At 49.7% G+C, this 25,667-nt stretch carries 25 protein-coding genes and 1 tRNA gene; 19 read left to right on the forward strand and 7 right to left on the reverse strand.

Annotated elements, in window-relative coordinates:
- The first annotated feature begins 236 nt into the window (after nt 1-236).
- From BN102_RS11020 to BN102_RS10920, 7 genes are all read left to right on the forward strand, one after another.
- Nucleotides 237-401, forward strand: coding sequence for a hypothetical protein (locus BN102_RS11020; RefSeq protein WP_021311567.1), 165 nt, complete (start codon nt 237-239; stop codon nt 399-401).
- Nucleotides 402-458: 57 nt separating this feature from the next.
- Nucleotides 459-3,248 carry a fimbrillin family protein gene (locus BN102_RS06075; protein WP_019208221.1) on the forward strand — a complete coding sequence of 930 codons (2,790 nt, stop codon included), beginning with the start codon at nt 459-461 and terminating at the stop codon, nt 3,246-3,248.
- A 169-nt stretch (nt 3,249-3,417) separates the two neighbouring features.
- Nucleotides 3,418-3,807 (forward strand): HEPN domain-containing protein, encoded by a 390-nt coding sequence (locus BN102_RS06080; protein ID WP_019208223.1) that lies wholly within the window; start codon nt 3,418-3,420, stop codon nt 3,805-3,807.
- Nucleotides 3,786-4,082: a nucleotidyltransferase family protein gene (locus BN102_RS06085; protein ID WP_019208224.1), complete on the forward strand. Its 297-nt coding sequence runs from the start codon at nt 3,786-3,788 to the stop codon at nt 4,080-4,082. The genes BN102_RS06080 and BN102_RS06085 overlap by 22 nt, the downstream gene beginning before the upstream one ends.
- Before the next feature lie 186 nt (nt 4,083-4,268).
- On the forward strand, nt 4,269-4,481 hold the full coding sequence (locus tag BN102_RS06090) for a hypothetical protein (protein ID WP_019208225.1): 213 nt from the start codon (nt 4,269-4,271) through the stop codon (nt 4,479-4,481).
- A gap of 13 nt (nt 4,482-4,494) precedes the next feature.
- A complete protein-coding gene (locus BN102_RS06095) occupies nt 4,495-4,767 on the forward strand; it encodes a type II toxin-antitoxin system RelE/ParE family toxin (RefSeq protein ID WP_019208226.1) in 273 nt (90 codons plus the stop codon).
- Nucleotides 4,768-4,921: 154 nt separating this feature from the next.
- Complete coding sequence (locus BN102_RS10920) at nt 4,922-5,179, forward strand: hypothetical protein (RefSeq protein WP_156810943.1); 258 nt, start codon at nt 4,922-4,924, stop codon at nt 5,177-5,179.
- A 131-nt stretch (nt 5,180-5,310) separates the two neighbouring features.
- Here BN102_RS10920 and BN102_RS06100 read toward each other — a convergent pair whose 3' ends face one another.
- From BN102_RS06100 to BN102_RS06120, 5 genes are all read right to left on the reverse strand, one after another.
- On the reverse strand, nt 5,311-6,606 hold the full coding sequence (locus tag BN102_RS06100; protein ID WP_019208227.1) for a S28 family serine protease: 1,296 nt from the start codon (nt 6,604-6,606) through the stop codon (nt 5,311-5,313).
- A 94-nt stretch (nt 6,607-6,700) separates the two neighbouring features.
- The gene (gene gcvT / locus BN102_RS06105) at nt 6,701-7,798 is read right to left on the reverse strand and encodes a glycine cleavage system aminomethyltransferase GcvT (protein WP_021311570.1); all 1,098 of its coding nucleotides are present in this window, start codon (nt 7,796-7,798) and stop codon (nt 6,701-6,703) included.
- Between the two features lie 21 nt (nt 7,799-7,819).
- The gene (gene pepT, locus BN102_RS06110) at nt 7,820-9,040 is read right to left on the reverse strand and encodes a peptidase T (RefSeq protein ID WP_019208229.1); all 1,221 of its coding nucleotides are present in this window, start codon (nt 9,038-9,040) and stop codon (nt 7,820-7,822) included.
- 99 nt (nt 9,041-9,139) lie between these two features.
- Entirely contained in the window at nt 9,140-10,546 is a 1,407-nt protein-coding gene (locus tag BN102_RS06115; RefSeq protein WP_019208230.1) for an amidophosphoribosyltransferase, read from the reverse strand.
- Nucleotides 10,547-10,717: 171 nt separating this feature from the next.
- A tRNA-Thr gene (locus BN102_RS06120) sits at nt 10,718-10,791 on the reverse strand.
- Between the two features lie 256 nt (nt 10,792-11,047).
- Here BN102_RS06120 and BN102_RS06125 point away from each other — a divergent pair.
- From BN102_RS06125 to BN102_RS06150, 6 genes are read left to right on the forward strand one after another with little or no spacing between them, the layout of a single operon-like run.
- Nucleotides 11,048-11,584 carry a DUF4199 domain-containing protein gene (locus BN102_RS06125; RefSeq protein WP_019208232.1) on the forward strand — a complete coding sequence of 179 codons (537 nt, stop codon included), beginning with the start codon at nt 11,048-11,050 and terminating at the stop codon, nt 11,582-11,584.
- Between the two features lies 1 nt (nt 11,585).
- Nucleotides 11,586-12,539 (forward strand): glycosyltransferase family 2 protein, encoded by a 954-nt coding sequence (locus BN102_RS06130; protein ID WP_019208233.1) that lies wholly within the window; start codon nt 11,586-11,588, stop codon nt 12,537-12,539.
- Between the two features lie 2 nt (nt 12,540-12,541).
- Entirely contained in the window at nt 12,542-13,093 is a 552-nt protein-coding gene (locus tag BN102_RS06135) for a DUF6452 family protein (protein ID WP_019208234.1), read from the forward strand.
- Nucleotides 13,047-13,721, forward strand: coding sequence for a DUF6048 family protein (locus tag BN102_RS06140; RefSeq protein WP_035456133.1), 675 nt, complete (start codon nt 13,047-13,049; stop codon nt 13,719-13,721). The genes BN102_RS06135 and BN102_RS06140 overlap by 47 nt, the downstream gene beginning before the upstream one ends.
- A gap of 12 nt (nt 13,722-13,733) precedes the next feature.
- On the forward strand, nt 13,734-14,300 hold the full coding sequence (locus BN102_RS06145) for a manganese efflux pump MntP (protein WP_019208236.1): 567 nt from the start codon (nt 13,734-13,736) through the stop codon (nt 14,298-14,300).
- 4 nt (nt 14,301-14,304) lie between these two features.
- The gene (locus BN102_RS06150; RefSeq protein WP_019208237.1) at nt 14,305-15,327 is read left to right on the forward strand and encodes an FAD:protein FMN transferase; all 1,023 of its coding nucleotides are present in this window, start codon (nt 14,305-14,307) and stop codon (nt 15,325-15,327) included.
- Nucleotides 15,328-15,474: 147 nt separating this feature from the next.
- On the opposite strand, the gene BN102_RS06155 is transcribed toward BN102_RS06150, so the two are convergent.
- Nucleotides 15,475-16,395, reverse strand: coding sequence for a TolB family protein (locus BN102_RS06155; protein WP_036787496.1), 921 nt, complete (start codon nt 16,393-16,395; stop codon nt 15,475-15,477).
- 180 nt (nt 16,396-16,575) lie between these two features.
- Between BN102_RS06155 and BN102_RS06160 the strand changes: the two genes are divergently transcribed.
- Entirely contained in the window at nt 16,576-17,976 is a 1,401-nt protein-coding gene (locus tag BN102_RS06160) for a putative oxidoreductase C-terminal domain-containing protein (protein ID WP_019208239.1), read from the forward strand.
- Nucleotides 17,977-18,302: 326 nt separating this feature from the next.
- On the opposite strand, the gene BN102_RS06170 is transcribed toward BN102_RS06160, so the two are convergent.
- A complete protein-coding gene (locus tag BN102_RS06170; RefSeq protein ID WP_036787499.1) occupies nt 18,303-19,718 on the reverse strand; it encodes a Gfo/Idh/MocA family oxidoreductase in 1,416 nt (471 codons plus the stop codon).
- Nucleotides 19,719-20,160: 442 nt separating this feature from the next.
- On the opposite strand from BN102_RS06170, the gene BN102_RS06175 reads away from it, so the two are divergent.
- The 5 genes from BN102_RS06175 to BN102_RS06195 are packed head-to-tail and all read left to right on the forward strand — an operon-like array spanning nt 20,161 to nt 25,486.
- On the forward strand, nt 20,161-20,838 hold the full coding sequence (locus BN102_RS06175; RefSeq protein ID WP_019208242.1) for a Crp/Fnr family transcriptional regulator: 678 nt from the start codon (nt 20,161-20,163) through the stop codon (nt 20,836-20,838).
- A 28-nt stretch (nt 20,839-20,866) separates the two neighbouring features.
- Entirely contained in the window at nt 20,867-22,906 is a 2,040-nt protein-coding gene (locus BN102_RS06180) for a M3 family metallopeptidase (RefSeq protein WP_019208243.1), read from the forward strand.
- A gap of 13 nt (nt 22,907-22,919) precedes the next feature.
- Nucleotides 22,920-23,384, forward strand: a complete 465-nt coding sequence (locus tag BN102_RS06185) for a DUF4847 family protein (RefSeq protein WP_019208244.1) — start codon at nt 22,920-22,922, stop codon at nt 23,382-23,384.
- A 3-nt stretch (nt 23,385-23,387) separates the two neighbouring features.
- Entirely contained in the window at nt 23,388-23,840 is a 453-nt protein-coding gene (locus BN102_RS06190; protein ID WP_019208245.1) for a dCMP deaminase family protein, read from the forward strand.
- Nucleotides 23,841-23,842: 2 nt separating this feature from the next.
- Nucleotides 23,843-25,486: a S41 family peptidase gene (locus tag BN102_RS06195; protein ID WP_036787391.1), complete on the forward strand. Its 1,644-nt coding sequence runs from the start codon at nt 23,843-23,845 to the stop codon at nt 25,484-25,486.
- The last annotated feature ends 181 nt before the right edge of the window (nt 25,487-25,667 follow it).

The raw sequence follows: 25,667 nt of genomic DNA on the forward strand, positions 1-25,667 counted from the left end.
TACTACACACACACACACACACACACACACACACACACACACACACACACACACACACACACACACATTCGCTACCGGCGTAATTTTTCTTTAAAATGCTTTCGCTTACGCGCGCGCGAAGCGTGTCGCAATCTAATTAGACAAAGGACTCCCGAGAGTTCCTTTGTCTCGTTTTTCGTATGCTTTCATTCACTCTTTCCGACCCTATATATTCATTCACTATAAACGACAGTATTATGGACAAAACTCAAAAAAAACATGCGTACATCAGCCCCCTGTGCTGGATAATCGAAGTAGAGAACGAGTGCTACCTACTAGCAGGTAGCCCGAACGTCAATCCGGGAAATCCCGGCATTTCCCCCCCTGACGACGACGATGACGACAACGAACTGGAAGGGTGAAACCCCACCCGCCCTCAGGAGAAAAAACCATGTAATTAATCCGAAATTCCTCAAAAAATGATGATGAAAAAGATTTTTCCGTTTTCTTCGTCCGAATTTCGCCTGATCCTGCTGCTGACATCCGTGTTGGCGGCCGGCTCGTGCGCCGACGAAGACCTTGTAGACCGCAGCACACAAGGCGACAAGGGAGCCACTGTGGCTTTCAGAGTGAACAACGTGCAGGAAGAAATGCTCCTGCAGCAAACCGACGCCCCGCCTATGAGCACCGACTTCGACGCCCGTCTGCGGGCACAAGGCCTGACTCGCGAAGACCTCGAGATACGCCAGCTACAGGCCGAATCGTCAGCCGGGCTCGACGCCTGCCTCATCGAGACCACCGTAGAGGGCGTGAACCCAGAGAAGCCCGCTCCCGAGACCCGGGCGAACATTAAAACACAGATCGATGACGACTTCACCTCGCTGGGCTATCGCGGAACGACGGCCGACGGAATGAGCGACACCTGGTTTCACAACGCCAGGACCCAACGTAACGGTACGCTCTACGAGCCTGTGAAGTGGGTCTGGGAAATACCCTACGCCCGATTTTATGCCGTTTTCCCACTCGTAACCGACGATTACAACAAACTCAAACTATCGGCCCCGAATCCTCTCGAACGGCCTTACGTGGAGTTCGAGGCTGAGCAGGATGTGAAGAAACAGGTAGATCTGCTGACGGCCTGCTCGGGTACGGTGCACTACCAGACAAAGGGCACGGCCCCCGAGAGCCGGCTCGACTTCCGCCACACGCTGACGGCCATCAAGTTTGCCGTGGGGCAGAACCTCTCGTGGAACAAGAACATCGACCGAATAGAGATTCAGGGAGCCTGCAGCCGGGGCCGATACAAGTTCTCGGATAGGGCCGACGGACAGGGCGCCGAATGGACCGACCTTACCGATCGCCGAACGTTCGTGCTCGATCTCGGCCCCACGGGCGTAAATACCAAACAGGCGCCCAACAACATCCTCACGGGCAACAATGGCGACAACTACACCTTCTACATGATTCCGCAGCAGCTCGAGGGCAAAGGCGTGAAGGTCGACGTCCATTTTACCGACAACACGCGCATTACCGTCACTCTGAAAGGCCGATGGAAGCCCGGAACAACGAAGACCTACAAGCTGAGCAACACTCAGAGCAACTGGAACTATGTGTTCAGCGTAATCCCTGCAGGCCCCATGGAGTACGACCAGATCAAGAGTAACGAAATCAAGATCCAGAGCTACCGCCAGGCGCCCGACGGCACCCAAAGGCTCGTAGGATGGGAAGTGGCAGGCTACGATGCCAACGGCGACGACATATTCACCACGGCCGAGAAGCCCGACTGGCTCACCTCGCTGAGCCGGACCGAGGGGCCAGGGCACCCGTCGTACGAGAACATCTGGGCCAACTGCCGCATCGATATCGTCGATACGCTCGACCTGAAACGCAACAAGCCCCTGCGCGAGGCCACGCCCCGAGGCAGCGCCGGCGACCGTTACGACCTCTCCATGCACGACATCCACGGCAACGCCACGCCGCGCAACACCGCCAACTGCTACCTGATTTCGGCCCCGGGCTTCTACAAGCTGCCGCTGGTGTACGGCAACGCCATCAAGAACGGCGCCACCAACGAGTCGGCCTACACCAGTCAGGCTCCGGCTACGATGGTCGATGGCAAAGACGTTGTGCTGCACCGCTTCGTCGACTATATGGATGAAGAAATCACCGACCCCTGGATCGAGAAGAGCAAGGGCGGTATCTATACGGCCGAAACTCCCTACATCGTGTGGGCCGACGAGAAGAACCTGGTGCGCAACCTCGCCCTGGCACGCGAGGGCGGAGAGGCCTATCTGCAGTTCGAAGTTACGCCGGCCGACATGCGGCAGGGCAACGCCGTGGTAGCCGTCAAGCTGAAAGGCCCGAAATATCCCACCGCTTACACCGGCTGGTCGTGGCACCTGTGGTTCGCCCCGACAAGCGCACTCGAAACCATTGCCTGCACCAACTTCCAGGGCGTAACCTACAACCTCACCGCCGAAAACTTAGGATGGAAATACACGCGGTGGAGCTCCTCCGTGTTCAATGCCCCGCGGAGCGTGCGCATCAAGTTCAGACAAACCGTTGCCAACGGCGGGCAGAAGAAAGAGGCCATCATCACCCTCACCCAGAACTCGGGCGACGACAAAGCGGGCTGCGCCACCCTCTATCAGTGGGGGCACTCCGTAGGTCTGCCGGGAGGCAACCATGTTGAGGGAGCGGTCGGTATACCTAGTATTGCCAACCATCCCCAATGGAAGCCTTTTGTGGGGATCACCATCGGGGATGTCATCCGGAATCCGAATACCTATAAGCTTGACAACTACTGGCACAAGAATTTTCTCAAGATCGCGTACCGCAACCTGTGGTCGGCCGACAACCATACCACGGGCTACAACGACAACCCCGTCGTGAAGACCATCTACGACCCCTGCCCCGTGGGCTTCCACATACCCGCCCCGAACGCTTTCACCGGCTTTACCCGCACCGGAGGGCAAGCGCAAGGCGAACAAGTCAATGGAAAAGTCGACAGGAGAGGCGACTGGACTTTCAACAACAAACTGAACAATCCCGACGCCACCATCTATTTCCCAAAGATATCTTATTGGGCGACACTCCGTAAGTCGATACATCTATACATTGGTACGAGCAACCAATACTACAGGACGGCCACCCCGCCGGATGACCAAATCGGAAACTGCTGTTTTCAGATCTACAACAGCTGGGTAACTCCGAATAAATTCTTCTCGGAAACCGGCGCCTTAGGCATCCGTCCCGTGGCGGAGGAGTAATAACCATTTGATTGCGGGCCGCCGCCGATGCCGCCCCGCAATCCCCCTCGCTCTTTGACATGCTGGCACACACGACGGAAGACGCGAAAATCCGCGGCGGAGATTTGGAATTGTCGGCGAAAATCGGTATATTTGTACCGGAACAATCAAAGGATAAGGAAGCAAGACCATGATAACAGACAAGACTCAGTATTGGCAGGAAATGGCAGAATACGACTTGGAAACAGCCGAGGCCATGTTCCAGACCCGGCGGTGGCTGTATGTGGGTTTCATGTGCCATCAGGTCGTAGAAAAGACACTGAAAGCCTATTGGTGTGCCACGCGACCCAACGACCCTCCCTACATTCACAACCTGAAGCGGCTGGCAGAGGGATGCGGTCTGGACAACGAGATGACAGAGGTACAAATTGATTTTCTCGCAGAGATGATGCCCCTGAACATCGAGGTTCGCTACCCTTCGCACAAAGAACAACTTGCCAAGGCTCTCTCGCCCGAACGTTGCAGGGAAATGATCCGTAAAACCAAAGAAATGAAGCTATGGATAGACAACAGGCTATAGAAATCGTGAAACGCTACAAGGCGGAAATCGAACCGTGGATAAATCCCACGGCAGTATACCTTTACGGTTCGCACAGCCGCAACGAGGCACGCGAAGACAGCGACATCGACGTGGCTGTGGTGGTAAGCGACCTGAAAGCCGACTGGCTGGTCGTCATGCCGCAACTGTGGAAAGCCGGCTGGAAAGTGAACAGTCTGATAGAACCGGTGCTCATCAGCGAGGCTGATCCCTCACCGCTCTACGAAGTCGTGATGCGAGACGGTGTCGCTGTCTGATAAAACCCTCATACCTCTTTCCGTCCCACGCTTCACTTTTGCAGCGTGGGACGAGCGTTTTCCCGTACGCTTCCGTACGCGGAGGCGCACGCACAGTGGGAAACGAAAATCCCCGACGAGATTTGGAACTGCCGGCAAAAATCGGTATATTTGCACTGAAACAATCAAAGAATAAGGAGGCAAGATATGAATACGACAACAGTTCATAAAGAAATGGTAAAGATGGGAGTTTCCAGCATTTCCGACATTAAGTTCCTTAAAAACCTCGCCAAACGCATGGGATGGACGTTCGAATACGAACGCCGCACTGGACTTGATGAGGCAATAGAAGATTTGAAGGCAGGTCGCGTACATAAGGCCAAAGATGTGGATGACCTGATGGCGCAACTTCTAAAATGAAAAACGGTGGAGTATGTATGAGATAGCATATACCACACGCTTTCGCCGCTCGTTCCGAAAATGTATTAAGCGGGGACTGGACGCAGCCATTTTCGAGCGTGCCGTTACATTGTTGCAGGCATCAGGTACATTACCGGCAGAATACCGTTCGCACAAACTATCGGGTAAATACGCAAATTATTGGGAATGCCACCTGCAACCCGATTGGCTGCTGATTTGGTTGCAAGATAACCATCGGCTTGTGTTGCATCTCATCGATACCGGTACGCACTCGGATTTGTTCTGACATTTCTCTTTGTAGATATATTCCCGTCCCACGTTCCGCCGTTCGAGCACGTGGGACGATCGTTTCCCGCACGCTTCCGTACGCGGAGGCGCACGCACAGTGGGAAACGAAAATCCCCGACGGAATCTCCGCCGTTAACACACGGCAGACAAATGTGAAGGAAAGAATCTCCGCCGTCAACACGCGGCAGACAAATGTGAAGGAAAGAATCTCCGCCGTCAACACGCGGCAGACAAATGTGAAGGAAAGAGTCTCCGCCGTTAACACGCGGCAGACAAATGTGAAGGAAAGAGTCTCCGCCGTTAACACACGGCAGACAAATGTGAAGGAAAGAGTCTCCGCCGTCAACACGCGGCAGACAGACTGCCTCGGCGGAGACTCTGTCGGGAGGTTTTTATCGACCAACCTATAAAACAGAACCGAAAATAAAAACATGTAAAGCCATCGACGAGACATGGGACTCCGAACTCGCGCGCGGTCGGCACGCCGTCTGCGAACAGTTATTTCGACACCAGCTTCTTGCAGAGAAAGAGTCCCCGGCATTCATTCATCCAACCACTGCCGAATAAGCGCCCTTATTTCCCGTTGCTGCTCTTCGGGCATCGTACCGATCCGGGTCTTATGGCTACCTCCTTGTTGAACGAAGACATGCAGATTCTTTTTATCCTCCGTATTCAGCCATTGGCAAACGCCGGAGGCCGACCACGGGTCGGAACCGCCGTAAAGAAAGATCATCTTCGGATCGGCTCTTTTCAAGAAGTCCGTCACCTTATCACACAACGTTTTATCGAACGTTATGCCCTTCAGTTCGTCGGGCAGCATCAAACGGTTTACCCAACCTTCAGCCGATTTCAGCGTCAAATACTTCTCGAACGGTCGGGTATCGTAACCGTAGTAACCCAATTCGCGCGCGGCCTGCACGAAGAACGGTTTGAAATAGCCTTCTCGGTCGAAGTTCGTCGGGTCGCACTGCTTCATCCAATGGTCGAACATCACTTGATCCGGGGTGTTCGAGGAAGGAATCTCGTCCGTCGGGATACCCCATTGCCAGACGGCAAACGAATATTCGAGCACACAATAGTCATAGACTTCGTTCAAGGGGACGGGGAAGGTCAGACGCCGATCTTCGCAATACTGATCGAACAAGGGTTGAAGACGTGTCCTACGCTTCAGTATCTCCAGTTGAAAATCCTGCACTTTCCTGCGATCGTCGGCCGTAGAAACGCTGCGAATGAACGGTTCATGCCGTCCGTCTTCCACGCTGTAATTCAAGGGCGTCACATAAGGAACCGAAATGTCGACATCGTCGGGATAAAAGGCGCGGTACAGCAAGGCAGTCTGCCCGCCTTTACTGATGCCCGTAGCGATCCACTTGCCCGGATAAATCGCATTAAATGCCGTACGGACGGCATGGAGGTCGTCTGCCGAATTTTTCGCAGTCAGATATCGCCAATCTTTCGGTCGGGGAGCGGATTCGAGAAAATACCGATGTTCGACGACTATCAGATTCGTCTTATAGAGGCGCGAAAGTTCCTCCCGATATTTCGGAGCTTCAGCATACGCAGCGCCATAGCCCTCGGTGACGATGACCGTAGGACGGTCGAAGCCCTCATGAAAAACGAACACCCGTTGCACGAAGGTTCCCCTTTCCGGATGCGCATGGTCGAGAGGTTGCACAAAGTAAGCGACGTACTTCTCCGCGAAGTCGACCGCCTCCAAGGGCTTGACCTGTTCGACGGCCGGCATCTCCTCCAACTTTTCCTTCAACACTGTCTGTGCCGACAACGCGCAGTAGCCTGTCAGCAAGATTTCAAAGCAAATAAAACCAATCCTTTTCATAAGTAAATTCAATCGTTGATATTCCAGACGTCAAAGCCAATAAAAGCGGCCGAACTCCGAGAATCCAGCCGCAGTTTTATCGAACGCGAAGAGATCAATCCAAACTGCGGAAAGGCGGTTTGGCCACGACGGCTTTCAACCTGCGCCCGCGAACGTCGATATAAAGTTCCGTATCCAGCTTTGCACAGGCTGTCTGTACATACCCCATACCGATGCCGATCTTCAGGGTGGGAGAAACCGTCCCGCTGGTCACCTGTCCGACGATCTCGCCCTCCGTATTCAGCAAGTCGTACCGTTCGCGCGGGATGCCCCGCTCCAGCATCTTGAAATGAATCAACTTCCGGGTTACCCCTTCCGCTTTCTGTTTCTCCAGGAAGGCCCGGCTCGTGAAGTTCTTGCCTTCCACGAACTTCGTAATCCAACCCAATCCGGCCTCTAAGGGGGAGGTCGTGTCGGTCAGGTCGTTACCGTACAGACAGAAGCCCGCTTCCAAGCGCAACGTATCTCGAGCCCCCAACCCGACAGGCCGGATGCCTTCCGCCTCGCCGGCCTTGAAAAGAGCGTTCCAGATAGTCATTGCATCCTCGGGATAAAAATACAATTCGAACCCTCCAGCGCCGGTATAACCGGTGGCCGAGATAAGGACCTGTTTCACGCCTGCTACCTCGCCTACCGCAAAGCCGTAGAAAGGGATCTCAGCCAGATCGACAGCGGTTATCCGCTGAATCACCTCCTGAGCCTTCGGTCCCTGAACAGCCAATTGTGCCATCCGGTCGGAAGCGTTTTCCAGTTCCGCTCCGACCGTATTGTATGCGCGGCACCAGTTCCAATCCTTCTCGATATTGGCCGCATTGACCACCATCAAGTATTTCTCCGGTTCAAAATGATAGACGATGATATCATCGACAATACCGCCCCGCTCGTTCGGCAAGCACGAATACTGAGCCTTACCCACGGGGATGGCCGCCACGTTGTTGGATGTGACACGCTGCAGAAAATCCAACGCTTTCGGCCCTTTGACCCAAAACTCGCCCATGTGGGAGACATCGAATACGCCTACGCCTCGACACACCGCCAGATGCTCTTCGAGGATACTCGTGTACTGAATGGGCATGTTGTAGCCGGCAAATTCATGCATCTTCGCACCTAACGCGATGTGCGCCGCTGTAAAAGGAGTTGTTTTTAATTCCATACTGCACCTATTTTAATTGTTTTATCTTGCAACCAATTCGCATATTTTGACTATCACGTTCATCGCTTTTTCCATCGACTGCACCGGAACATATTCAAAGCGTCCGTGCATATTCATGCCTCCGGCAAAGATGTTGGGGCAGGGCAAGCCCCGGAAAGAGAGTTGAGCGCCGTCGGTACCGCCGCGGATAGCATGGATGACAGGTTTCACTCCCGCCTCTTCCATCGCTTTAAAAGCCAAATCGACAATATGCTTCACAGGCTCTATCTTCTCGCGCATGTTATAGTATTGATCTTTCAATTCCACCGTGACCGTCCCTTCGCCATACTTCTCGTTCAGTTTCTCCGCCCAAGCTGTCATGTTTTTCTTTCTGTTTTCGAAGAGGGTGCGATCGTGGTCGCGAATAATGTAGCTGATCGTCGTATGCTCCACCGTTCCCTGCATGCCGATCAGATGGTAAAACCCTTCATATCCTTCCGTACATTCGGGAACTTCGTCCGTGGGGAGCAAGGTCACAAACTCGTTGGCTACTCGGATCGCATTGAGCATCTTGCGTTTCGCTGTTCCGGGATGAACATTCACGCCTTTTACGCGAATTTTAGCCGAAGCCGCGTTGAAATTTTCATACTCCAATTCTCCCACTTCTCCTCCGTCGATGGTATAGGCGAAATCGCAGCCGAATTTTTCCACATCGAACTTGTGCGCTCCGAGCCCGATTTCTTCATCCGGATTGAATCCCATGCGGATTTTTCCGTGCTTTATCTCAGGATGTTCTTTCAAATAGACCATCGCCGAAACGATCTCTGCAATTCCTGCCTTATCGTCGGCGCCCAGTAACGTAGTCCCGTCCGTTACTACCAAATCTTCTCCTTTATGCGCCGTCAGCTCAGGGAATTGGGCAGGCGAGAGCACCACCTTTTCGGCTTCGTTGAGCACGATATCTCCGCCCTGATAAGCAGCAACAACACGAGGCTTCACCTCCCAACCGCTGGCATCCGGAGAAGTATCCAAATGAGCGATGAAGCCGACGGTCGGCAATTTCTCCTCCGTATTGGCCGGCAAGGTAGCGTAAAGGTAGCCGTTCGCATCCAAATCCACGTCATCGAATCCCAATTCTTTCAATTCGTTTTCCAAATAACGAGCCAGCTCCACTTGTTTCGCCGTACTCGGAGTAGTCTCCGAATGTTCGTCAGATTGCGTATCAAAGCTGACATACTTCAAGAAACGTTCTAATAGCGTCATACTTAATAAGATTATGTTAGGGTTCAAAAATAGAAAAAGGGCGGTGAATTTCCAAAGAAAAACACGGCTCTTTTTCCATCCGTCATGTACAGGCAGTTACTAAAAACAGCTCGATCCGTCAAAACAATGGGTACAAAGCTTGCACTTGGGCAAACCGATAGCATCTACCAGATGCTCGATCGTATTGAACTTCAACGAGTCAACGCCGAAATGTTTTCGGATCGTATCAATCAATGCATGATATTCCCGTGAGCCTGTCTTCGCATACCGGTCGAGATTCGAATGTTCGTCTCCTTCAAATTCTTTAATGATTCGACGAGTAATCAATTCCAACGGGGTTTTCTGCGACGTAAAACCGATAAACGGACAGCCGTAAATCAGGGGTGGACAAGATATACGAATATGCACCTCCTTTGCTCCGCATTCGTACAACATTCTCACATTATCGCGCAATTGTGTCCCGCGAACGATAGAATCATCGCAAAAGACAAACCGTTTCCCTTTCAACATCTCTTTGTTCGGAATCAATTTCATCTTCGCTACCAACGAACGCATCTCCTGATTAGAAGGCATAAAACTCCGCGGCCAGGTCGGCGTGTACTTCGAAACGGCACGATGATAAGGCACGCCTTTCCCTTCGGCATAACCGAACGCCATTCCGACTCCCGAATCCGGAATCCCGCACACGGCATCGACTGTCGTTTCGTCGCTCCGCCCGACTCGGATGCCGATATTGTTGCGAACCTTTTCCACATTGATGCGCTCGTAATCGGAAGTGGGAAATCCGTAGTAAATCCATAAAAACGAACAGATCTGCATACGTTCATTGGCCTTTCGCAACTGCTCGATGCCATCTTCGCGAATGTACACGATTTCTCCCGGCCCAACGTACGTATCTATATGAAAATCCAAATTGGGAAGACTGGTCGATTCACTCGTCACCGCATAGGCATTCTCTTTCTTCCCTATGACGATGGGAGTACGTCCCCATTTATCGCGTGCGGCAATAATTCCCTCTTCCGTAAGCAGGAGCATCGAACACGATCCTTTGATAGAATTGAAAACATTCTCTATCCCCTCCACAAATGTTTTCCCCATGGTAATAAGCAATGCGACCAACTCCGTCTGGTTGGTCACATTCAAACTCATCTCCGAAAAATGTCGGTTCTGCCGAAGCAAGTCGTTTTCCAATCCCTTAATGTTCGCAATCTTCGCAACCGTGACGATGGCGAACTTACCCAGACGGGAATTGATAACGATGGGTTGCGGGTCCGTATCGCTGATAACACCTATGCCCGAGTTTCCTTGAAACTGAGAAAGTTCATCCTCGAACTTCGTTCTGAAATAAGAACTTTCGAGATTATGGATAGAGCGTATGAATCCTTTTCCTCGAACATAGGTAGCCATACCACCTCTTTTTGTTCCTAAATGTGAATGATAATCCGTACCGTAAAAGACGTCAGCAATACATGCAGTTTTTGAAACCGTTCCGAAAAAGCCTCCCATTAATTATGCAATTAAAAAAATGAATGGCGCAAAATTAATAAAATCTTCGGCTTAAACCGCACGGGAAAGGAAGAATTAGCACCGATCTACTCTTCTTTCTACCTCTGATAGCGCTCATATCTTAAATAAAAAAAGGAATGAAGTACTGCCCCCATTCCTTATCCCTTATCGAGCCTCTTGTCGGATTCGAACCAACGACCCCGAGATTACAAATCACGTGCTCTGGCCAACTGAGCTAAAGAGGCGGGTGGGTAAGCTGACTATATCGCGCCGCTACAACCTGCTACCTTTGCTGCGGTCAAGCCCTGGAGGAATTCACAAGGAGCTGGCCGTATAGGACTTACCCGTGTCAATAGCGTGTGCAAAGGTAGGCATATTTTCCGAACCGGCAATGAATACGGGGGATTTTTCCCCTTTTAACATAAAATTTATTTTTTACCTCATAAAGTAACTAACTATTCCGTTAAAAAGAAGTAGTTTTGTAACGTTAATCTATTTGCCATGACGCAGAACAGAGCGATATTACAGCATGCAGCAATGCAATACGGAACGATGATGGGATTATTCTGGATCATCAAATTTACCTTTATACCTTTAGGCATTCGAATCCCCTCTTTGCATATTCTCTTTTTCCTGCTCACGCTCTGCGTGCCATTTATCGGTTTTATTTTCGCACGCCGTTTCCGTATCCGGAATTGCGACAATACCCTTAGCTACGGACGAGCTTTCAGTTTCCTGCTTCTCATGTACATATACGCTTCGATACTCGTTGCCGCAGCTCATTACGTTTATTTTCAATTCATGGATAAGGGTGCCCTTCTCACGTTCTATAAGGATAGCTTTCTCGAATTTAAGAACATGGCCGACGGCTTCCTGCTGCAATCCATCCACCAAATGGAAGAAGCGTTCGATACGTTCGGCAACCTTTCTTCCATAGAAATCACCTTTTCCTTTCTATCTAACAATATATTCTATTGCTTCATTCTAACGGCCGTTACCGCTCTATTCGTGATGCGTAAAAAAACAAATCGATATTAACATGGATATTTCTGTAGTCATACCTTTATATAACGAAGCGGATTCCCTCAAGGAATTGTTTCTATGGATAAAACGCGTGATGGATAACCATCGTTTCTCTTACGAAGTCATCTTCATAAACGATGGAAGTACCGATCAGTCGTGGACATGCATCGAAAAGCTGCATAAGGATTACCCGGAAGTAAGAGGCATTAAGTTCCGCCGTAACTACGGAAAATCGCCGGCTTTGTACTGCGGATTCAGAAAGGCGGAAGGGAACGTCGTCATTACGATGGATGCCGACTTGCAAGACAATCCGGACGAAATACCCGAACTCTACCGGATGATCACCGAAGACGACTATGATTTAGTGTCCGGTTACAAACAAAAGCGATACGACCCGCTATCCAAGACGCTCCCCACTAAATTATTCAACGCCACCGCCCGAAAAGTTTCCGGAATCCATAACCTGCACGATTTCAACTGCGGCCTGAAGGCTTACAAAAAAGAGGTGATCAAGCATATTGAGGTATTCGGCGAAATGCACCGATACATCCCGTACCTGGCGAAGAACGCCGGATTCACCCGAATAGGAGAAAAAGTGGTTCACCACCGGGCAAGGAAATACGGAAAGACCAAATTCGGCGGGTGGAACCGCTTCTTCAACGGATATTTAGACCTGATTACCCTGTGGTTCTTATCGACATTCGGCGTGAAGCCCATGCACATCTTCGGCTTTCTGGGGTCGTTAATGTTCCTTCTCGGCTTTATCCTGACAGCGGGTATCGGCATTCATAAACTTTACGCGTTGGCAAACGATATCCCTGCGATACTAATCACCGATTCTCCTTATTTCTATCTGTCGTTGACCCTGATGATAGTAGGGACTCAACTCTTTGTAGCCGGGTTCTTAGGAGAGTTGATAGTCCGCCATGCGCCGGATCGTAACAATTATAACATTGAAGAAGAGATTTGATAATGAAAAAGATTATACCCATCTTGATCGTTCTATGGTCGGTGGCAGCGATAGGCGGCCTGAACAGTTGCAGCGAAGATAATTGCCCTACGACGACGACTTCTGTGGCCTATTTCGACTTCCTCAACAGCGACACCCATTCTCCCCTTTCGCTGACTTCGACCGTCACCGTCACCGCCTCGAAGATGATGGATGTCATCGTCAAGGACACTCTGAGCAACGGCACGATCGTCGAACGGATAGTAAAAGATTCCATCGTCAACGATACGGTGTACAATGCTGAAAGCAAGCTCAGCAACCTCTCGCTCCCGCTAAGTTACTCTACGAAGACCACCTATACGATTCAATATACCGACCTGATGCGCGATGTGATCGAACTCACGCATCGTCCCATCCCATTCGTAAGCGATATTGCATGCGGCGTGCTCATGTTTTACGAAATCGAAGATCTCAAATATACCACGAATGCACTGGACTCGATTGCACTCGTAAATCCGAATATCAATAATGAAAAGACCACTAATTTCCATATCTATTATACTGTTCCTAAGTAGCTTGTTCCTCCTGCCTCCAGTCGAGGCCCAGGAAAAGAAACGCGCCGCGTTCTACCAAGGAACATCGGTCGGCGCGGAAGTGTTCGGTCTGATGAATAAAGCGTTGGGAAGCGACTTTAAAAGTGCCGAAGCGATCGTCCAAATAAATCTGAAGAACCGCTATATGCCCGTGGCGGAAATCGGTTACGGAACGACCGACGTAACCAACGACAAAACGAACATTCACTACAAAGCAGCTTCCCCTTACGTCCGCATCGGCATGGATTACAATACCATGCATAAAAAGCCTCACCTGCCGGGATACATCTTCGTGGGCGGCCGAATCGGGCATACTTCCTTCGCGTACGACGTCGACGCCCCCGACCTCCAAGATCCGATCTGGAAGGGGCTGAGCATTCCCTTCGCACATCGCAACGTCAAGACGAACGTGACGTGGATCGAAATCGTCGTCGGCGTAAAAACGCACATCCTGAAAGGTTTCCACATGGGATGGTCGATGCGGTACCGGTCGCGCCTGAACATGAAAGAGAACGAAAATTCTGCCCCCTATTACGTTCCCGGTTTCGGTAAAAACGGGAAGTCCAACTTCGGGCTTACCTACCACCTGACTTATCACTTACCGTTTTAACGAACGAGAGCCATGACTATCCTTGAAATCTGGTTAATCGCCATCAGCTTGGCCATCGATTGTTTTTCCGTTTCCGTCACCTCAGGCGCTATCCTGAAGAAGATTCGATGGAAAACTTTTCTCACCATGGCCGTCTTCTTCGGATTCTTTCAGAGTTTGATGTCCCTAATCGGCTGGTTCGGAGCCAGCCGGTTCAGCGACTATATCGAAGCTTACGACCACTGGATCGCATTCGCATTGCTAGCCCTCGTGGGCGGCAAGATGATCAAAGAAAACTTCCGCCAGAAGGAAGCGCATCCGATCAATCCGTTCTGCTTAAAGACCATCATCCCCTTAGCCATCGCCACAAGCATCGATGCAATGGCCGTAGGGATCACTTTCGCCTTTACGGGAAAGACTTCTCCTGCGTCGATGTTGCACCCGATTCTCCTCTTCGGGCTGGTCTCCTTCCTTTTCTCCGTGACAGGCAACATGACTGGCGTATACTTCGGCAAGCGGTGCGACCTGCACATGGAACTGTGGGGCGGCATGATCCTGATAGGCATCGGCATCAAAATATTAATCGAACACCTTCTGTAAATCTATGAGTAAGAAGAAATTATTAGGACAAATAGGATTCCTCGCATTGCTGATCGGCGGGACAGTCGCGATTCTAAAAAGACAGCCACCGTTCCGAACCGATCACGGAGTGATCTTCGGAACGTTTTATCAAATCACCTATCAGAGCCATGACGAATGGAAGAACGAAATCGAAGAGGAACTGCGAAAGGTCGATTTCTCGCTATCGCCGTTCAATCGAGAGTCGATAATCGCCAAAGTCAATCGGAACGAACCGGTGGTGCTGGACACGATGTTCACGTACGTATTCACGTTGTCTAAAAAAATCGCCCGAGAAACGAACGGCGCCTTCGACATTACCGTCGCCCCGTTGGTAAACGCTTGGGGATTCGGATTTAAACACGATATTGTGCCGGACTCAGCAGTCATCGACAGCCTGAAATCGTTCATCGGCTATCGGAAAATCCGCTTGGAGAACCGGCAGATAGTCAAGGACGATCCCCGAATCATGCTCGACTGCAGTGCCATCGCCAAAGGCTACGGCGTGGATCTCGTCGCCCGTTTCCTCGAACACAAAGGCATACGGAACTACCTGATCAATATCGGAGGCGAAATTGCGATGAAAGGCAAGAACCCGAAAATGAACAAATGGCATATCGGCATCAATAAACCGGAAGACGATTCGCTCTCGACGAATCGAGACATCGAGGCGATGCTCGCATTGACCAACATCGGCATGGCGACCTCGGGCAACTATCGGAACTTCTATTACAAAGGGGACAAACGGTACGCCCATACCATCGATCCGCGTACGGGTTACCCCGTCCAACACAGCCTCCTGTCCGCCACCGTCTTGGCAAAAGATTGCGCTACGGCCGACGCATACGCCACTTCGTTCATGGTGATGGGGTTCGACGCCGCCATGGCCTTCTGCCAAGAGCATCCCGAAATAGAAGCTTATTTCATCTGCTCCGGGCGCGACGATCGGTTCGACTTGCACTTTACCGACGGTATGAGGAAATATCTCGTCGAAGGGAAAAAAGAGTAGCCCGAAATCGATCAATCCCTTTTCGACAACAGATCGGGAACTTTCGAGAAAAAGATTAGGATCTTTCGAGAAAAAGATTAGGAACTTCTGAGAGATAGATTAGGATCTTTCGAGAGATAGCTCGGGAAGTTCGGCCCTCCCCTGCTTTCACTCCTCCATTCGATAGCTGACAAAGGCGACTCTCTTGCTGTCGGGAGCCCACGAATTGACATTGATGGAACCTTGCCCACCGAAGAGTTCGGCTATCGTCTTCGGTTCTCCTCCGGCCGAAGGCATGAGACGCAATTCTACATGTTTGTCAGCCAAGTGCTGACCGGCTTCGACGTCTCCTTTACGATAAGCGAGATAGACTACCCACTGCCCGTCGGGCGAAACGTGCGGGAACCATGCATTCCGGGTATCGTCAAACGTGATCTGGGTCTGTTCGCTCCCGTCGGGGCGCATTCTCCAAACCTGCATCAGTCCGGTCCGCGCCGAGTTAAACCAAATGTATTCCCCGTCGGGCGAATATTCCGGGCCGTCGTCCAATCCTTCCGCATCCGTCAACCGCACTTCCTCTCCTCCTCCTATGTCGATTGTATAGATATCCATTCCTCCGGTACGGAATGCGCAATAGGCCAACGTTTTCCCGTCAGGACTCCAGCCGTGCAGGTAGCTCGGTCCGTAAGGGGTGATCAATCGAGGATTTCCTCCCTCAATCGGCAAGATATAGATATACGAACTGCGCTTCTCGTGATCGGGCGAAGCACTGACCGCTATGGTTTTCCCGTCGGGAGAAAGCAGATGATCGTTATTGCAGTTTTCCAGATAGGCGGTATCGATCAAGCGAACGTTTCCCCTTCCCGAGGCATCGATCCTGTAAAGCAATCCATGACTATTAAATACCAACCACCTGCCGTCTTTCGTCCAGTTGGGTGCTTCTATCCGGCAGTCGAATTCGCGGATCGTCGAACGCTGTCCGGTGATCACGTCAAGCACCTCTAACAGGCTCGTGATCTTTCTCTCTCCATCTTGCGCCCGTGCGGTAACAGCTCCCATCAACAGAAGCGTAAACATAAAACGTTTCATCATGATTTCCATTCAAGCTTACGGCAAAGATAGACAAACTTCGGACAACGGCAAGAAGAGACACGAAGAATTCTCCTACGTAACCACACCATTACCCGAACTTACTCGAAAAAGACGAGGCGGGGATGACGGATTATCGTTTTTATTCGTAAATTTGTGCGAAATAATAACTCAACAGTCATGAAAAATTTTATACTCATCGTCTTGTCCATCCTTACCATCACTTCCTGCACGCAGAAAAAACAAGCGCAACATACCCCGCCGACATTCACGGGCGCTGCAGGCGAAGTCAAACTCATCACGCTCGATCCGGGCCACTTCCATGCGGCTTTAATACAGAAAACCTCCTACAATCAGATCAGTAAAAACGTATATGTCTATTCTCCCGGCGGCGAAGACTTAAAAGAGCATCTGGCCAGAATCGATGCGTACAACGCCCGCCCCAACACTCCCACCGATTGGAACGAGATCGTCTACGTGGGGGCGGATTTCCTCGAAAAGATGCTGACCGAACAGAAAGGCAACGTCATGGTGACGTCGGGAAATAACCGATTGAAAACCGATTACATTGAGAAAACCTTAGAGACCGGCATCCATGTACTGGCCGACAAACCGATGGTTATCAACTTCGATAAGTTCGAAGAATTGAAAGCATGTTTCGAGATCGCCCAGCAAAAGGGAATATTACTTTACGATATTATGACCGAACGTTACGAAATCACGAATATCCTGCAACGCGAGCTCTCGCTCCTGCCCGACATTTACGGCCGTCAGGAGACGGGGACAGCAGAAGATCCCGCCATCGAAATGAAAAGCGTTCATCACTTTTATAAACTCGTCTCCGGCAAAGCGCTGACTCGCCCCGCCTGGTATTACGATACCGAACAGCAGGGAGAAGCGTTGGTCGACGTATCAACCCACTTGGTCGACCTCGTGCAATGGGAATGCTTCCCCGAAATCGCATTGGACTACAGGAAAGATATAAAGATGCTTTCGGCACGCCACTGGCCAACGGTGATGAGCAAAGAACAGTTCAAAGCATCCACCGGTCTGGACAAATTCCCCGAATACTTACGGAAAGATATAAAAAACGACTCCCTGTACGAGTATCAGAACGGTGAGATCAATTACCAGCTGAAAGGTATCCATGCCAAATTGACCATCCTCTGGAATTTCGAAGCCCCTGCAGGTACGGGAGACGTTCACTATTCCAGAATGAGCGGTTCGAAGGCCGACTTGGTCATTTTACAGGATAAAGCGCAACACTACAAGCCGGAACTTTATATTTATTCGGGCAAGGAGGCCGACGCCCCGAATTACGAAAAAGCACTGGAACGGAACTTCCAAGCACTTCAAAGCAAATATCCCGGCATAGAGCTGGAGAAGACCGACGATCCCAAGGGCTGGCACGTGCTGATTCCCGAGAGTTATCGCGTCGGACACGAAGCTCATTTCGGCCAGGTCACTCAAAATTTTCTCCGATATCTTGTCGACGGCAAACTGCCAGATTGGGAAGTACCGAATATGATTGCCAAGTATTTCGTCACCACTCAGGCGCTGAAAATGGCTAAAGGAGAGTAAGCCTCGTCAGAACTCGATTTCCGATAAGCGGTCAACTTATTATTTATCGACCGATTTCGTTATCCACATCGAGACACTGCTTGCGACCATCGACTACTTGACCGCTGCACGGATTTCGGAAAAGCTGACCTTTCCCAATCCTTCCTTCTTTACCCTCGTTTCTTCAAGAAACAAGCGTGGATCATATCCAAACAGTCCAGAAGTCTTGAAAGGCTTGCCTAAGCGCCCGTGTTCAGGTAGGCCTTTCCAACCTGGAAGGCCAGACGCCTCCTCCCACGCAGCTATGTCTTGCGTAAATTCTTTCTTGTGGCCTGTCTCCCGGTGGCTTACATCTGATAGAATTGCTCCCACCCCTTGCGCGGCGGTACACCTACCAGCATGGCATTGGCAAATGCATTGTTCGTAAACTGTTTCGTACGCGGGTCAAAGAATAATTGCGTATTCAGCCGCTGAGCGATGACTCCCAAACAGAAAACTTCGCACAGCTCGCCACAGATTTCGAACGGAGAACGTGCCTTTTCGATCCCCTGACAAGCCAATAAGAAATTTTCAAAATGATTCGACGGGCTCTTCGGCACTTCCGGCAACTTGGGAGCCATTTCCTTCGCCTTCGCTTCCGGTATGATCCGTAACGTACTTCCATGGCTTCCTCCCTTGAAAGTCAGCTCCCTCGAATAGATGATCTTTCCCGGATTCAACCGCATTCGAGGAGTATTTCCCTGGTTGGTGGAAGGCACGTCGGCATTGAATTCGGATACTCCGTATCCTTCGGGTAAGGGAGGAAGATTATCCAAACCGTCATACCATACAACATCTACCGGCGGCATATCCTTACGCGCCCCGAAACGGAAGAGAATCGTGGAAGAGAACGGATAGAAGTAATCATTATGCCCTTTGCCGTATTTCAAGGTTATTTCATAGGGCAAACCCAGTTCGAGGAACTCGTGTACGGTATCGAGCAGATGAGCGCCCCAGTCTCCCAAAGCTCCCATGCCGAAATCGTACCAACACCGCCAATTGCCCTGATGAAATTTTTCACTGTAATCGTGGTAAGCCGTCGCCCCCAACCAGGTATCCCAATCCATTGTAGCGGGCATCGGGTCTGCTTCCGGGAAACGGTAAATATTCGCATCGTAGTTATGCCAACGCCGTGCATTATTCATGTGGGCTGCTACAGCCGTCACATCTTTGATAATACCTGCATCCAGCCAGGCTTTAAACTGGAAATAATTCGCTTCCGAATGCCCTTGATTACCTACCTGCGTGACCAGATTCGGGTGCTTTCTGGCAGCCTGAATCATCAATTCGCCCTCATGGAAGGTGCGACACATGGGTTTCTCGATATAAATATGCTTCCCTTCGGAAAGGGCCAACATCGCAATCGGAAAATGGAAATGATCGGGTACGGCGGCGGCTACGGCTTCGAATTCATTTCCGCATTGATCAAACATCTCTCGAAAATCCCGGAATCGTTTTGCTTTCGGATACCTGTCCATCACCTTCTGCGTCTGCTTGTTTCCCATATCGACATCGCAAAGGGCTACCACTTCCACCATTTCGGTTTTAGCAAAATCGTCGACAATCTGTTCTCCCCGATTACCGATGCCCACATAAGCCATCTTAACTTTACCGGCTTTGTGAGTTTGTTTTGTCGCTTGCGCATGCACGAATTCACCGGGCGTCAATGTTAACCCGGCTGAGGCTACCGCCATCGATTTCAAAAAATTCCGTCTCGTAATCATAAGTTTTTCAATGATATATTGGTTAATAGAATAAATTCTTTGCGCATCGGCCCTGTGCTCTATATGCGTGAATATGTCACCGCTGTTTTCTGTCACTCCTCCCATCGGCAAAGATAATAATTCTCGAAAATAAGAAGAAATCGAAGTAGAAAATAATCCGCACGCATATTCGACTATCCACTGCGATACGTACTTCCATTCCCGTAGTAAATTTGGTCACGTAAACGATGTGTCAAGAACGAGTTATCGACAATTCGTCGAAATCGTTGAATAAAACTTTAACAACAAAGAAAACCGTTCTCCATTAAAAATACACTTCAACGAATCGACTACGTTCATATGAAATATAAAAAAAGATAAATTCCTTCCTCTTTTAATCGGTTAATGTCATGTAATCGTTATATTTGCATGTTAAATTATTAACTTAAAGAGTAAATTATTGATGGAATCTTCGATGTACGATACGTTGCTTCAACTTCCGCTCTTTCAAGGATTAGGCAAGGCAGACTTGACAAATATTTTGAGTAAGGTCAAACTTTCCTTTCATAAATACAGTCCGGGAGAAACCATAGTGAAACAAGGCGACAAGTGTGAACAACTGATATTCTTCCTGAACGGACAGCTGGTGGCCGAAACGGAACATTCGGAAGCCAATTACACCTTTTCAGAAGTATTTAAAAAGCCGATGGTTATCGAACCGTACTCGCTCTTTGGACTTCATCCCAATTATCATGCTACCTACAAAGCCCGTACGGAAGTCCAGCTGTTGGCCATTCGGAAAACCTATATGCTGGCCGAACTGAATCTCTATGAGATCTTCCGCATCAACTACCTGAATATCGTCAGCAATCAAGTGCAAGTGGAACATGAGAAGTTGCGCAAAGTCTATACGACCGGCGTCCGAAAAAAGATCATCAATTTTTTTAATCTTCAGGCCCTGAAGCCGGAAGGTGAAAAATCCGTCCGCATTAAGATGGAGGACTTGGCGGCAATTATCGACGAGACCCGCATCAACGTATCGAGAGAATTAAACGAGATGCAAGCCAACGGATGGATCGTATTAAAGAGGAAATCGATCTCTATTCCGGCATTGGAAAAACTGGCGACCTCCACCGATTGACAAACCGCCCCGATTAACATCACCGAGCATGAACGAACCGAATCCTTTTTTAACACCCTATGATACCCCGCACGAGACCATTCCCTTTCAACGGATAAAGACGGCACATTACGAGCCGGCGATGGAAGAAGGGATGAAACGACAGATTGCAGAGGTCGAGGCGATTATTCATAACCCGGAAGAACCGAGTTTTTCAAATACCATTGAAGCGTTGGAATGCTCAGGCCGACTGCTCGACCATGTCACAACCGTTTTCGGTAACCTGATGAATGCCGACACCAATGACGAACTCGAGGCTATCGCCGAAAAGATGACGCCCAAACTCACCGAGCACAGCAACAACATCACGTTGAATAAAGCGTTGTTCAACCGAATCAAAAAAGTATACGAACAGCGGAATAACCTGCAACTCGATGCAGAACAGCAAATGTTGTTAGAAAAAACCTACGACGGTTTCATCCGCAGCGGAGCCAACTTGTCGGACGAAGACAAACAGACCTTCCGCAAACTGCATACGCAGTTGAGCATGCTTACCTTGAAATTCTCTCAGAACTTATTGAAAGAGACGCATCGCTATGAATTGCCCGTCACTCTCGAACAATTGGAAGGCGTTCCGGAAAACATCGTCGAGAGCTACGCCCAAAATGCCAAAGAACGAGGGAAAGAAGGATATATCGTCACACTCGATGCCCCCAGCTACGGTCCGTTTATGAAATATGACAAAGACCGCACCTTACGAAAAGAACTTTATATGGCTTTCAGCACGCAATGTACGCATGATAACGCATATAACAACATCGAAACAGTCAGGCAACTGATCAATTTGCGCCTCGCATTGGCGCAATTGTTAGGCTTTCCGACATTTGCGGACTACGTACTGAAGAAACGGATGGCAGAGACCAAAGAGCATGTATACCGATTGTTCGGTCAGCTGCTTGAAGCCTACACGCCCACCGCCAAGCGAGAAGTCGCTCACGTAGCATCCGTGGCCAAAGAAGCGGAGGGAACCGACTTCCGCCTCATGCCCTGGGACTGGACATTTTATTCCAACCTGTTAAAAGACAGGAAATACAGCCTGAACGACGAGCTGCTTCGTCCTTATTTCGAATTGAGTCGGGTAAAGCAAGGAGTGTTTAATTTGGCTACCCGCCTGTACGGCATTACCTTCGAAGAGAATAAAAGTATTCCCGTATATCATCCGGAAGTGAGAGCTTATGAAGTCTACGATAAAGACGGCAAGTTCTTAGCTGTACTGTATACAGACTTCCATCCCCGCAAAGGGAAACATGCCGGCGCTTGGATGACCAGTTATAAAGGCCAATGGAAAGAACGAGGAGAAGACAGTCGCCCCCACGTCTCGTTGACCATGAACTTTACCAAACCGCAAGCGGATACCCCCGCCTTATTGACTTTCGCCGAAGTAGAAACTTTTTTGCACGAGTTCGGGCATTCCTTGCACGAAATATTTGCCGATACCACCTACCAAAGCCTGAGCGGAACCAATGTTTATTGGGATTTCGTGGAACTTCCTTCCCAATTTATGGAAAACTTCGCCTATGAAAAGGAATTCCTCAACACTTTCGCCCGCCATTATAAAACAGGCGAACCGATTCCGGAGGAGTACATCCAGAAAATCAAGGATACGGCCAACTTCAACATTGCCTATGCGTGCCTTCGCCAAGTAGGCTTCGGCCTGCTGGATATGGCCTGGTATACCCGTACCGTTCCTTTCGATGGAGATATCATGGCGTATGAAAAAGAAGCCTGGGAACAGGCTCAGCTGCTACCCAACGTCGACGGGACATGCATGTCCGTACAATTCTCCCATATCATGGCGGGAGGCTATGCCGCCGGATACTATAGCTATAAATGGGCTGAGGTATTGGACGCCGACGCCTTCTCCCTATTCAAAGAAAAAGGGATATTCAATCCGGAAGCGGCCGCCTCTTTCCGCGAGCATATACTTTCGAAAGGCGGAACGGAACCGCCGATGGAATTGTACAAGCGATTCCGAGGACAGGCTCCTTCCATCAAAGCCTTATTAAAACGTAACGGAATCATTCGATAATCCACCAGACACCATGACGAAGATAAAACAAATATTTTTATTACTTTCAACGTTTCTCTTTATAAGCGGATGCAGCAGTAAAGATGATATAGATGAAATTTTCGTTTCGGGCAAGTGGACTGTCGTCAATTATTTCACTACCACCAACTGGAAGGATACCAAGAACTCGAAACCTCAGTATACGACAGTAGCCGATGTAACCGACCTGAAAAAGTTAACGATTACCTTCAACAATAACGGCACCTTCATCGGCTCGCTTACAAACGGCGAAACAGTCACAGGGACATGGCAAGCCGACGGAAAGCACCATACCGTGCTCTTTCCGATGAACGACATTCAAACCAACGGCATGTTGAATGCAAAGGACGTGGAATTTGTAACGCTCTTGAAAGAGGCTAAATTTTATCAAGGCGATGCAAGCAATCTTTTATTCGGCATAGAGACCAAAACATTTTATGTTCAACTCACACATTATTAAAAGATGGATGTAGCGGAAGAAAAACAATTCGTACTGGATAAGCGATACCTCCGAATGGCGGAGATCTGGTCGGAGAACTCCTATTGTCGACGGCGGAAAGTCGGCGCGTTGATCGTCAAGAACAAAATGATCATTTCCGACGGTTACAACGGTACGCCATCCGGGTTCGAAAACATTTGCGAGGATGAAAACAACGTGACGAAACCCTACGTCCTGCATGCCGAAGCCAATGCCATTACGAAAATCGCCCGTTCAAGCAACGGCAGCGACGGAGCAACCATGTACATTACCGATTCCCCCTGCATAGAATGTGCCAAGCTAATCATACAGTCGGGCATCAAACGAGTGGTCTTCTGCAAGAAATACCGGTTGGACGAGGGGGCGAACCTTTTAAAACGGGCGAACATCGAAGTCGTCTACATCGATTATGAGGAAGTAATTAAAGAAAGCAAATAGATATGGACAACAAGAAGAAATCACATTTCATCCCTATTATAACAGCAGTATGTATGGTGCTGGGAATCCTTATCGGGACATTTTATGCCCATCATTTTTCCGGTAACCGATTGGGAATTATAAACACCTCGTCCAATAAATTGAATGCATTGCTGCGCATCATCGAAGATCAATACGTGGACACAGTCAAGATGGCCGACCTGGTGGAAAGCGCCATGCCTCAGATATTGGGAGAATTGGATCCCCACTCGGCCTATATTCCCGCAAAAGATCTGAAAGCGGTCAACGACGATTTGGCCGGCAGCTTTAGCGGCATCGGCGTACAATTCACCATCAACAACGATACCATCCATGTAAACAATGTGATTCACGGAGGGCCCTCCGAAAAAGTTGGTATTCTGGCAGGCGACCGCATCATTTCCGTCAACGATACCGCTTTCGTAGGGAAAGAAATAACGAACAACTCCGTGCAACGCAAATTGAAGGGACCGAAAGGCAGTTCCGTCAAATTAGGCATCTATCGCCTGGGAGAAAAGGAGATTCTTCCCTTTACAGTCGTCCGCGGCGACATTCCTGTCAAAAGCATCGACGCCTGTTACCTGATTAACGATAAATACGGCTACATTAAAATTGAGAAGTTCGGAGAAAACACCTACGGAGAATTGTTGTTCGCCCTCGCCCAACTGAATAAGAAAGACTGCCAGGGCCTGATCATCGATTTGCGCGACAATACCGGCGGCTTCATGGGGCCAGCCATCCAGATGATCAACGAATTTTTGCCCAAAGAGCGCTTGATTGTTTATACCGAGGGTCGCAAATCGCCCAGAAAGAATTACTATTCGAACGGGACGGGAAGTAATCAGGAGATGCCGCTAGTCGTCCTGATCAACGAAAGCTCCGCCTCTTCGAGTGAAATCTTCTCCGGAGCCATTCAGGACAACGACCGCGGTACCATTGTCGGTCGCCGTTCCTTCGGTAAAGGTTTGGTGCAGCAACCGATCGAATTCAGCGATGGCTCCGCCATCCGATTAACCATCGCACGCTATTACACCCCGTCGGGCAGATGCATTCAAAAGCCCTATAACAAAGGGAACGACGAGGAATATGAAATGGACATCATGAATCGGTTCGAACACGGTGAGTTTTTCTCGCAAGACAGCATCAAGCAGGATGAAAGCAAGGTTTATCACACCGCAATCGGCCGACCTGTTTACGGCGGTGGCGGTATCATGCCCGACTATTTCATCCCGGTGGATACGACGGGTATGACTTCCTATTTCCAAATGGCTCGAAACCGACGCCTGATCATTCAATTCAGCTTCAATTACACTGATAAACACCGCCCGGCATTACAGCAATACAAAGATTGGCCTTCCCTGCTGCAGCATCTGAAATCGCAAAACCTGCTCGAACAATTCGCCCGATTTGCAGAAGAGAAAGGGTTGAAACGGCGCAACATCCTGATGTACAAAAGCAAGGAGCTGTTCCAGCTGAATCTCTACGGCAATATCATCTATAACATGATAGATATGGAGGCTTATATCGAATACCTGAACCAATCCGATACTGCGGTGAAGAAAGCTGTCGAAATTCTGGAGAGGAAGGAAGCTTTCCCCAAAGCATCGGATGGAATATCTTTCAATTGACGTCCAATAACCTAACCGTTTACGTCCCCCCACCTATCCGGTGAGGTTCGGAATAGAACCGGCACGGTTGTTTATACCTCCGTTGAGGTCTTTTATCCCGCCGGATACGTCGACCAACCTATCCGATGAGGTTCGGAATCCCAACGTTGAGGTCTTTTATCCCGTCGTTGACGTTCAGAAC

The organism is Phocaeicola abscessus CCUG 55929 (assembly GCF_000312445.1).
Taxonomy (GTDB): Bacteria; Bacteroidota; Bacteroidia; order Bacteroidales; family Bacteroidaceae; genus Phocaeicola; species Phocaeicola abscessus.

Coding starts and splice junctions, on each gene's coding strand:
- BN102_RS06150 (WP_019208237.1), top strand. CDS start 14,305: ATGAGTAAGAAGAAATTATTAGGACAAATAGGATTCCTCGCATTGCTG.
- BN102_RS06100 (WP_019208227.1), bottom strand. CDS start 6,606: ATGAAAAGGATTGGTTTTATTTGCTTTGAAATCTTGCTGACAGGCTAC.
- BN102_RS06145 (WP_019208236.1), top strand. CDS start 13,734: ATGACTATCCTTGAAATCTGGTTAATCGCCATCAGCTTGGCCATCGAT.
- BN102_RS06090 (WP_019208225.1), top strand. CDS start 4,269: ATGAATACGACAACAGTTCATAAAGAAATGGTAAAGATGGGAGTTTCC.
- BN102_RS06130 (WP_019208233.1), top strand. CDS start 11,586: ATGGATATTTCTGTAGTCATACCTTTATATAACGAAGCGGATTCCCTC.
- BN102_RS06195 (WP_036787391.1), top strand. CDS start 23,843: ATGGACAACAAGAAGAAATCACATTTCATCCCTATTATAACAGCAGTA.
- BN102_RS06160 (WP_019208239.1), top strand. CDS start 16,576: ATGAAAAATTTTATACTCATCGTCTTGTCCATCCTTACCATCACTTCC.
- BN102_RS06085 (WP_019208224.1), top strand. CDS start 3,786: ATGGATAGACAACAGGCTATAGAAATCGTGAAACGCTACAAGGCGGAA.
- BN102_RS06125 (WP_019208232.1), top strand. CDS start 11,048: ATGACGCAGAACAGAGCGATATTACAGCATGCAGCAATGCAATACGGA.
- BN102_RS06155 (WP_036787496.1), bottom strand. CDS start 16,395: ATGAAACGTTTTATGTTTACGCTTCTGTTGATGGGAGCTGTTACCGCA.
- gcvT (WP_021311570.1), bottom strand. CDS start 7,798: ATGGAATTAAAAACAACTCCTTTTACAGCGGCGCACATCGCGTTAGGT.
- BN102_RS06185 (WP_019208244.1), top strand. CDS start 22,920: ATGACGAAGATAAAACAAATATTTTTATTACTTTCAACGTTTCTCTTT.
- BN102_RS06075 (WP_019208221.1), top strand. CDS start 459: ATGATGATGAAAAAGATTTTTCCGTTTTCTTCGTCCGAATTTCGCCTG.
- BN102_RS06115 (WP_019208230.1), bottom strand. CDS start 10,546: ATGGGAGGCTTTTTCGGAACGGTTTCAAAAACTGCATGTATTGCTGAC.
- pepT (WP_019208229.1), bottom strand. CDS start 9,040: ATGACGCTATTAGAACGTTTCTTGAAGTATGTCAGCTTTGATACGCAA.
- BN102_RS06180 (WP_019208243.1), top strand. CDS start 20,867: ATGAACGAACCGAATCCTTTTTTAACACCCTATGATACCCCGCACGAG.
- BN102_RS11020 (WP_021311567.1), top strand. CDS start 237: ATGGACAAAACTCAAAAAAAACATGCGTACATCAGCCCCCTGTGCTGG.
- BN102_RS06175 (WP_019208242.1), top strand. CDS start 20,161: ATGGAATCTTCGATGTACGATACGTTGCTTCAACTTCCGCTCTTTCAA.
- BN102_RS06140 (WP_035456133.1), top strand. CDS start 13,047: ATGAAAAGACCACTAATTTCCATATCTATTATACTGTTCCTAAGTAGC.
- BN102_RS06190 (WP_019208245.1), top strand. CDS start 23,388: ATGGATGTAGCGGAAGAAAAACAATTCGTACTGGATAAGCGATACCTC.
- BN102_RS06095 (WP_019208226.1), top strand. CDS start 4,495: ATGTATGAGATAGCATATACCACACGCTTTCGCCGCTCGTTCCGAAAA.
- BN102_RS06080 (WP_019208223.1), top strand. CDS start 3,418: ATGATAACAGACAAGACTCAGTATTGGCAGGAAATGGCAGAATACGAC.
- BN102_RS06170 (WP_036787499.1), bottom strand. CDS start 19,718: ATGATTACGAGACGGAATTTTTTGAAATCGATGGCGGTAGCCTCAGCC.
- BN102_RS06135 (WP_019208234.1), top strand. CDS start 12,542: ATGAAAAAGATTATACCCATCTTGATCGTTCTATGGTCGGTGGCAGCG.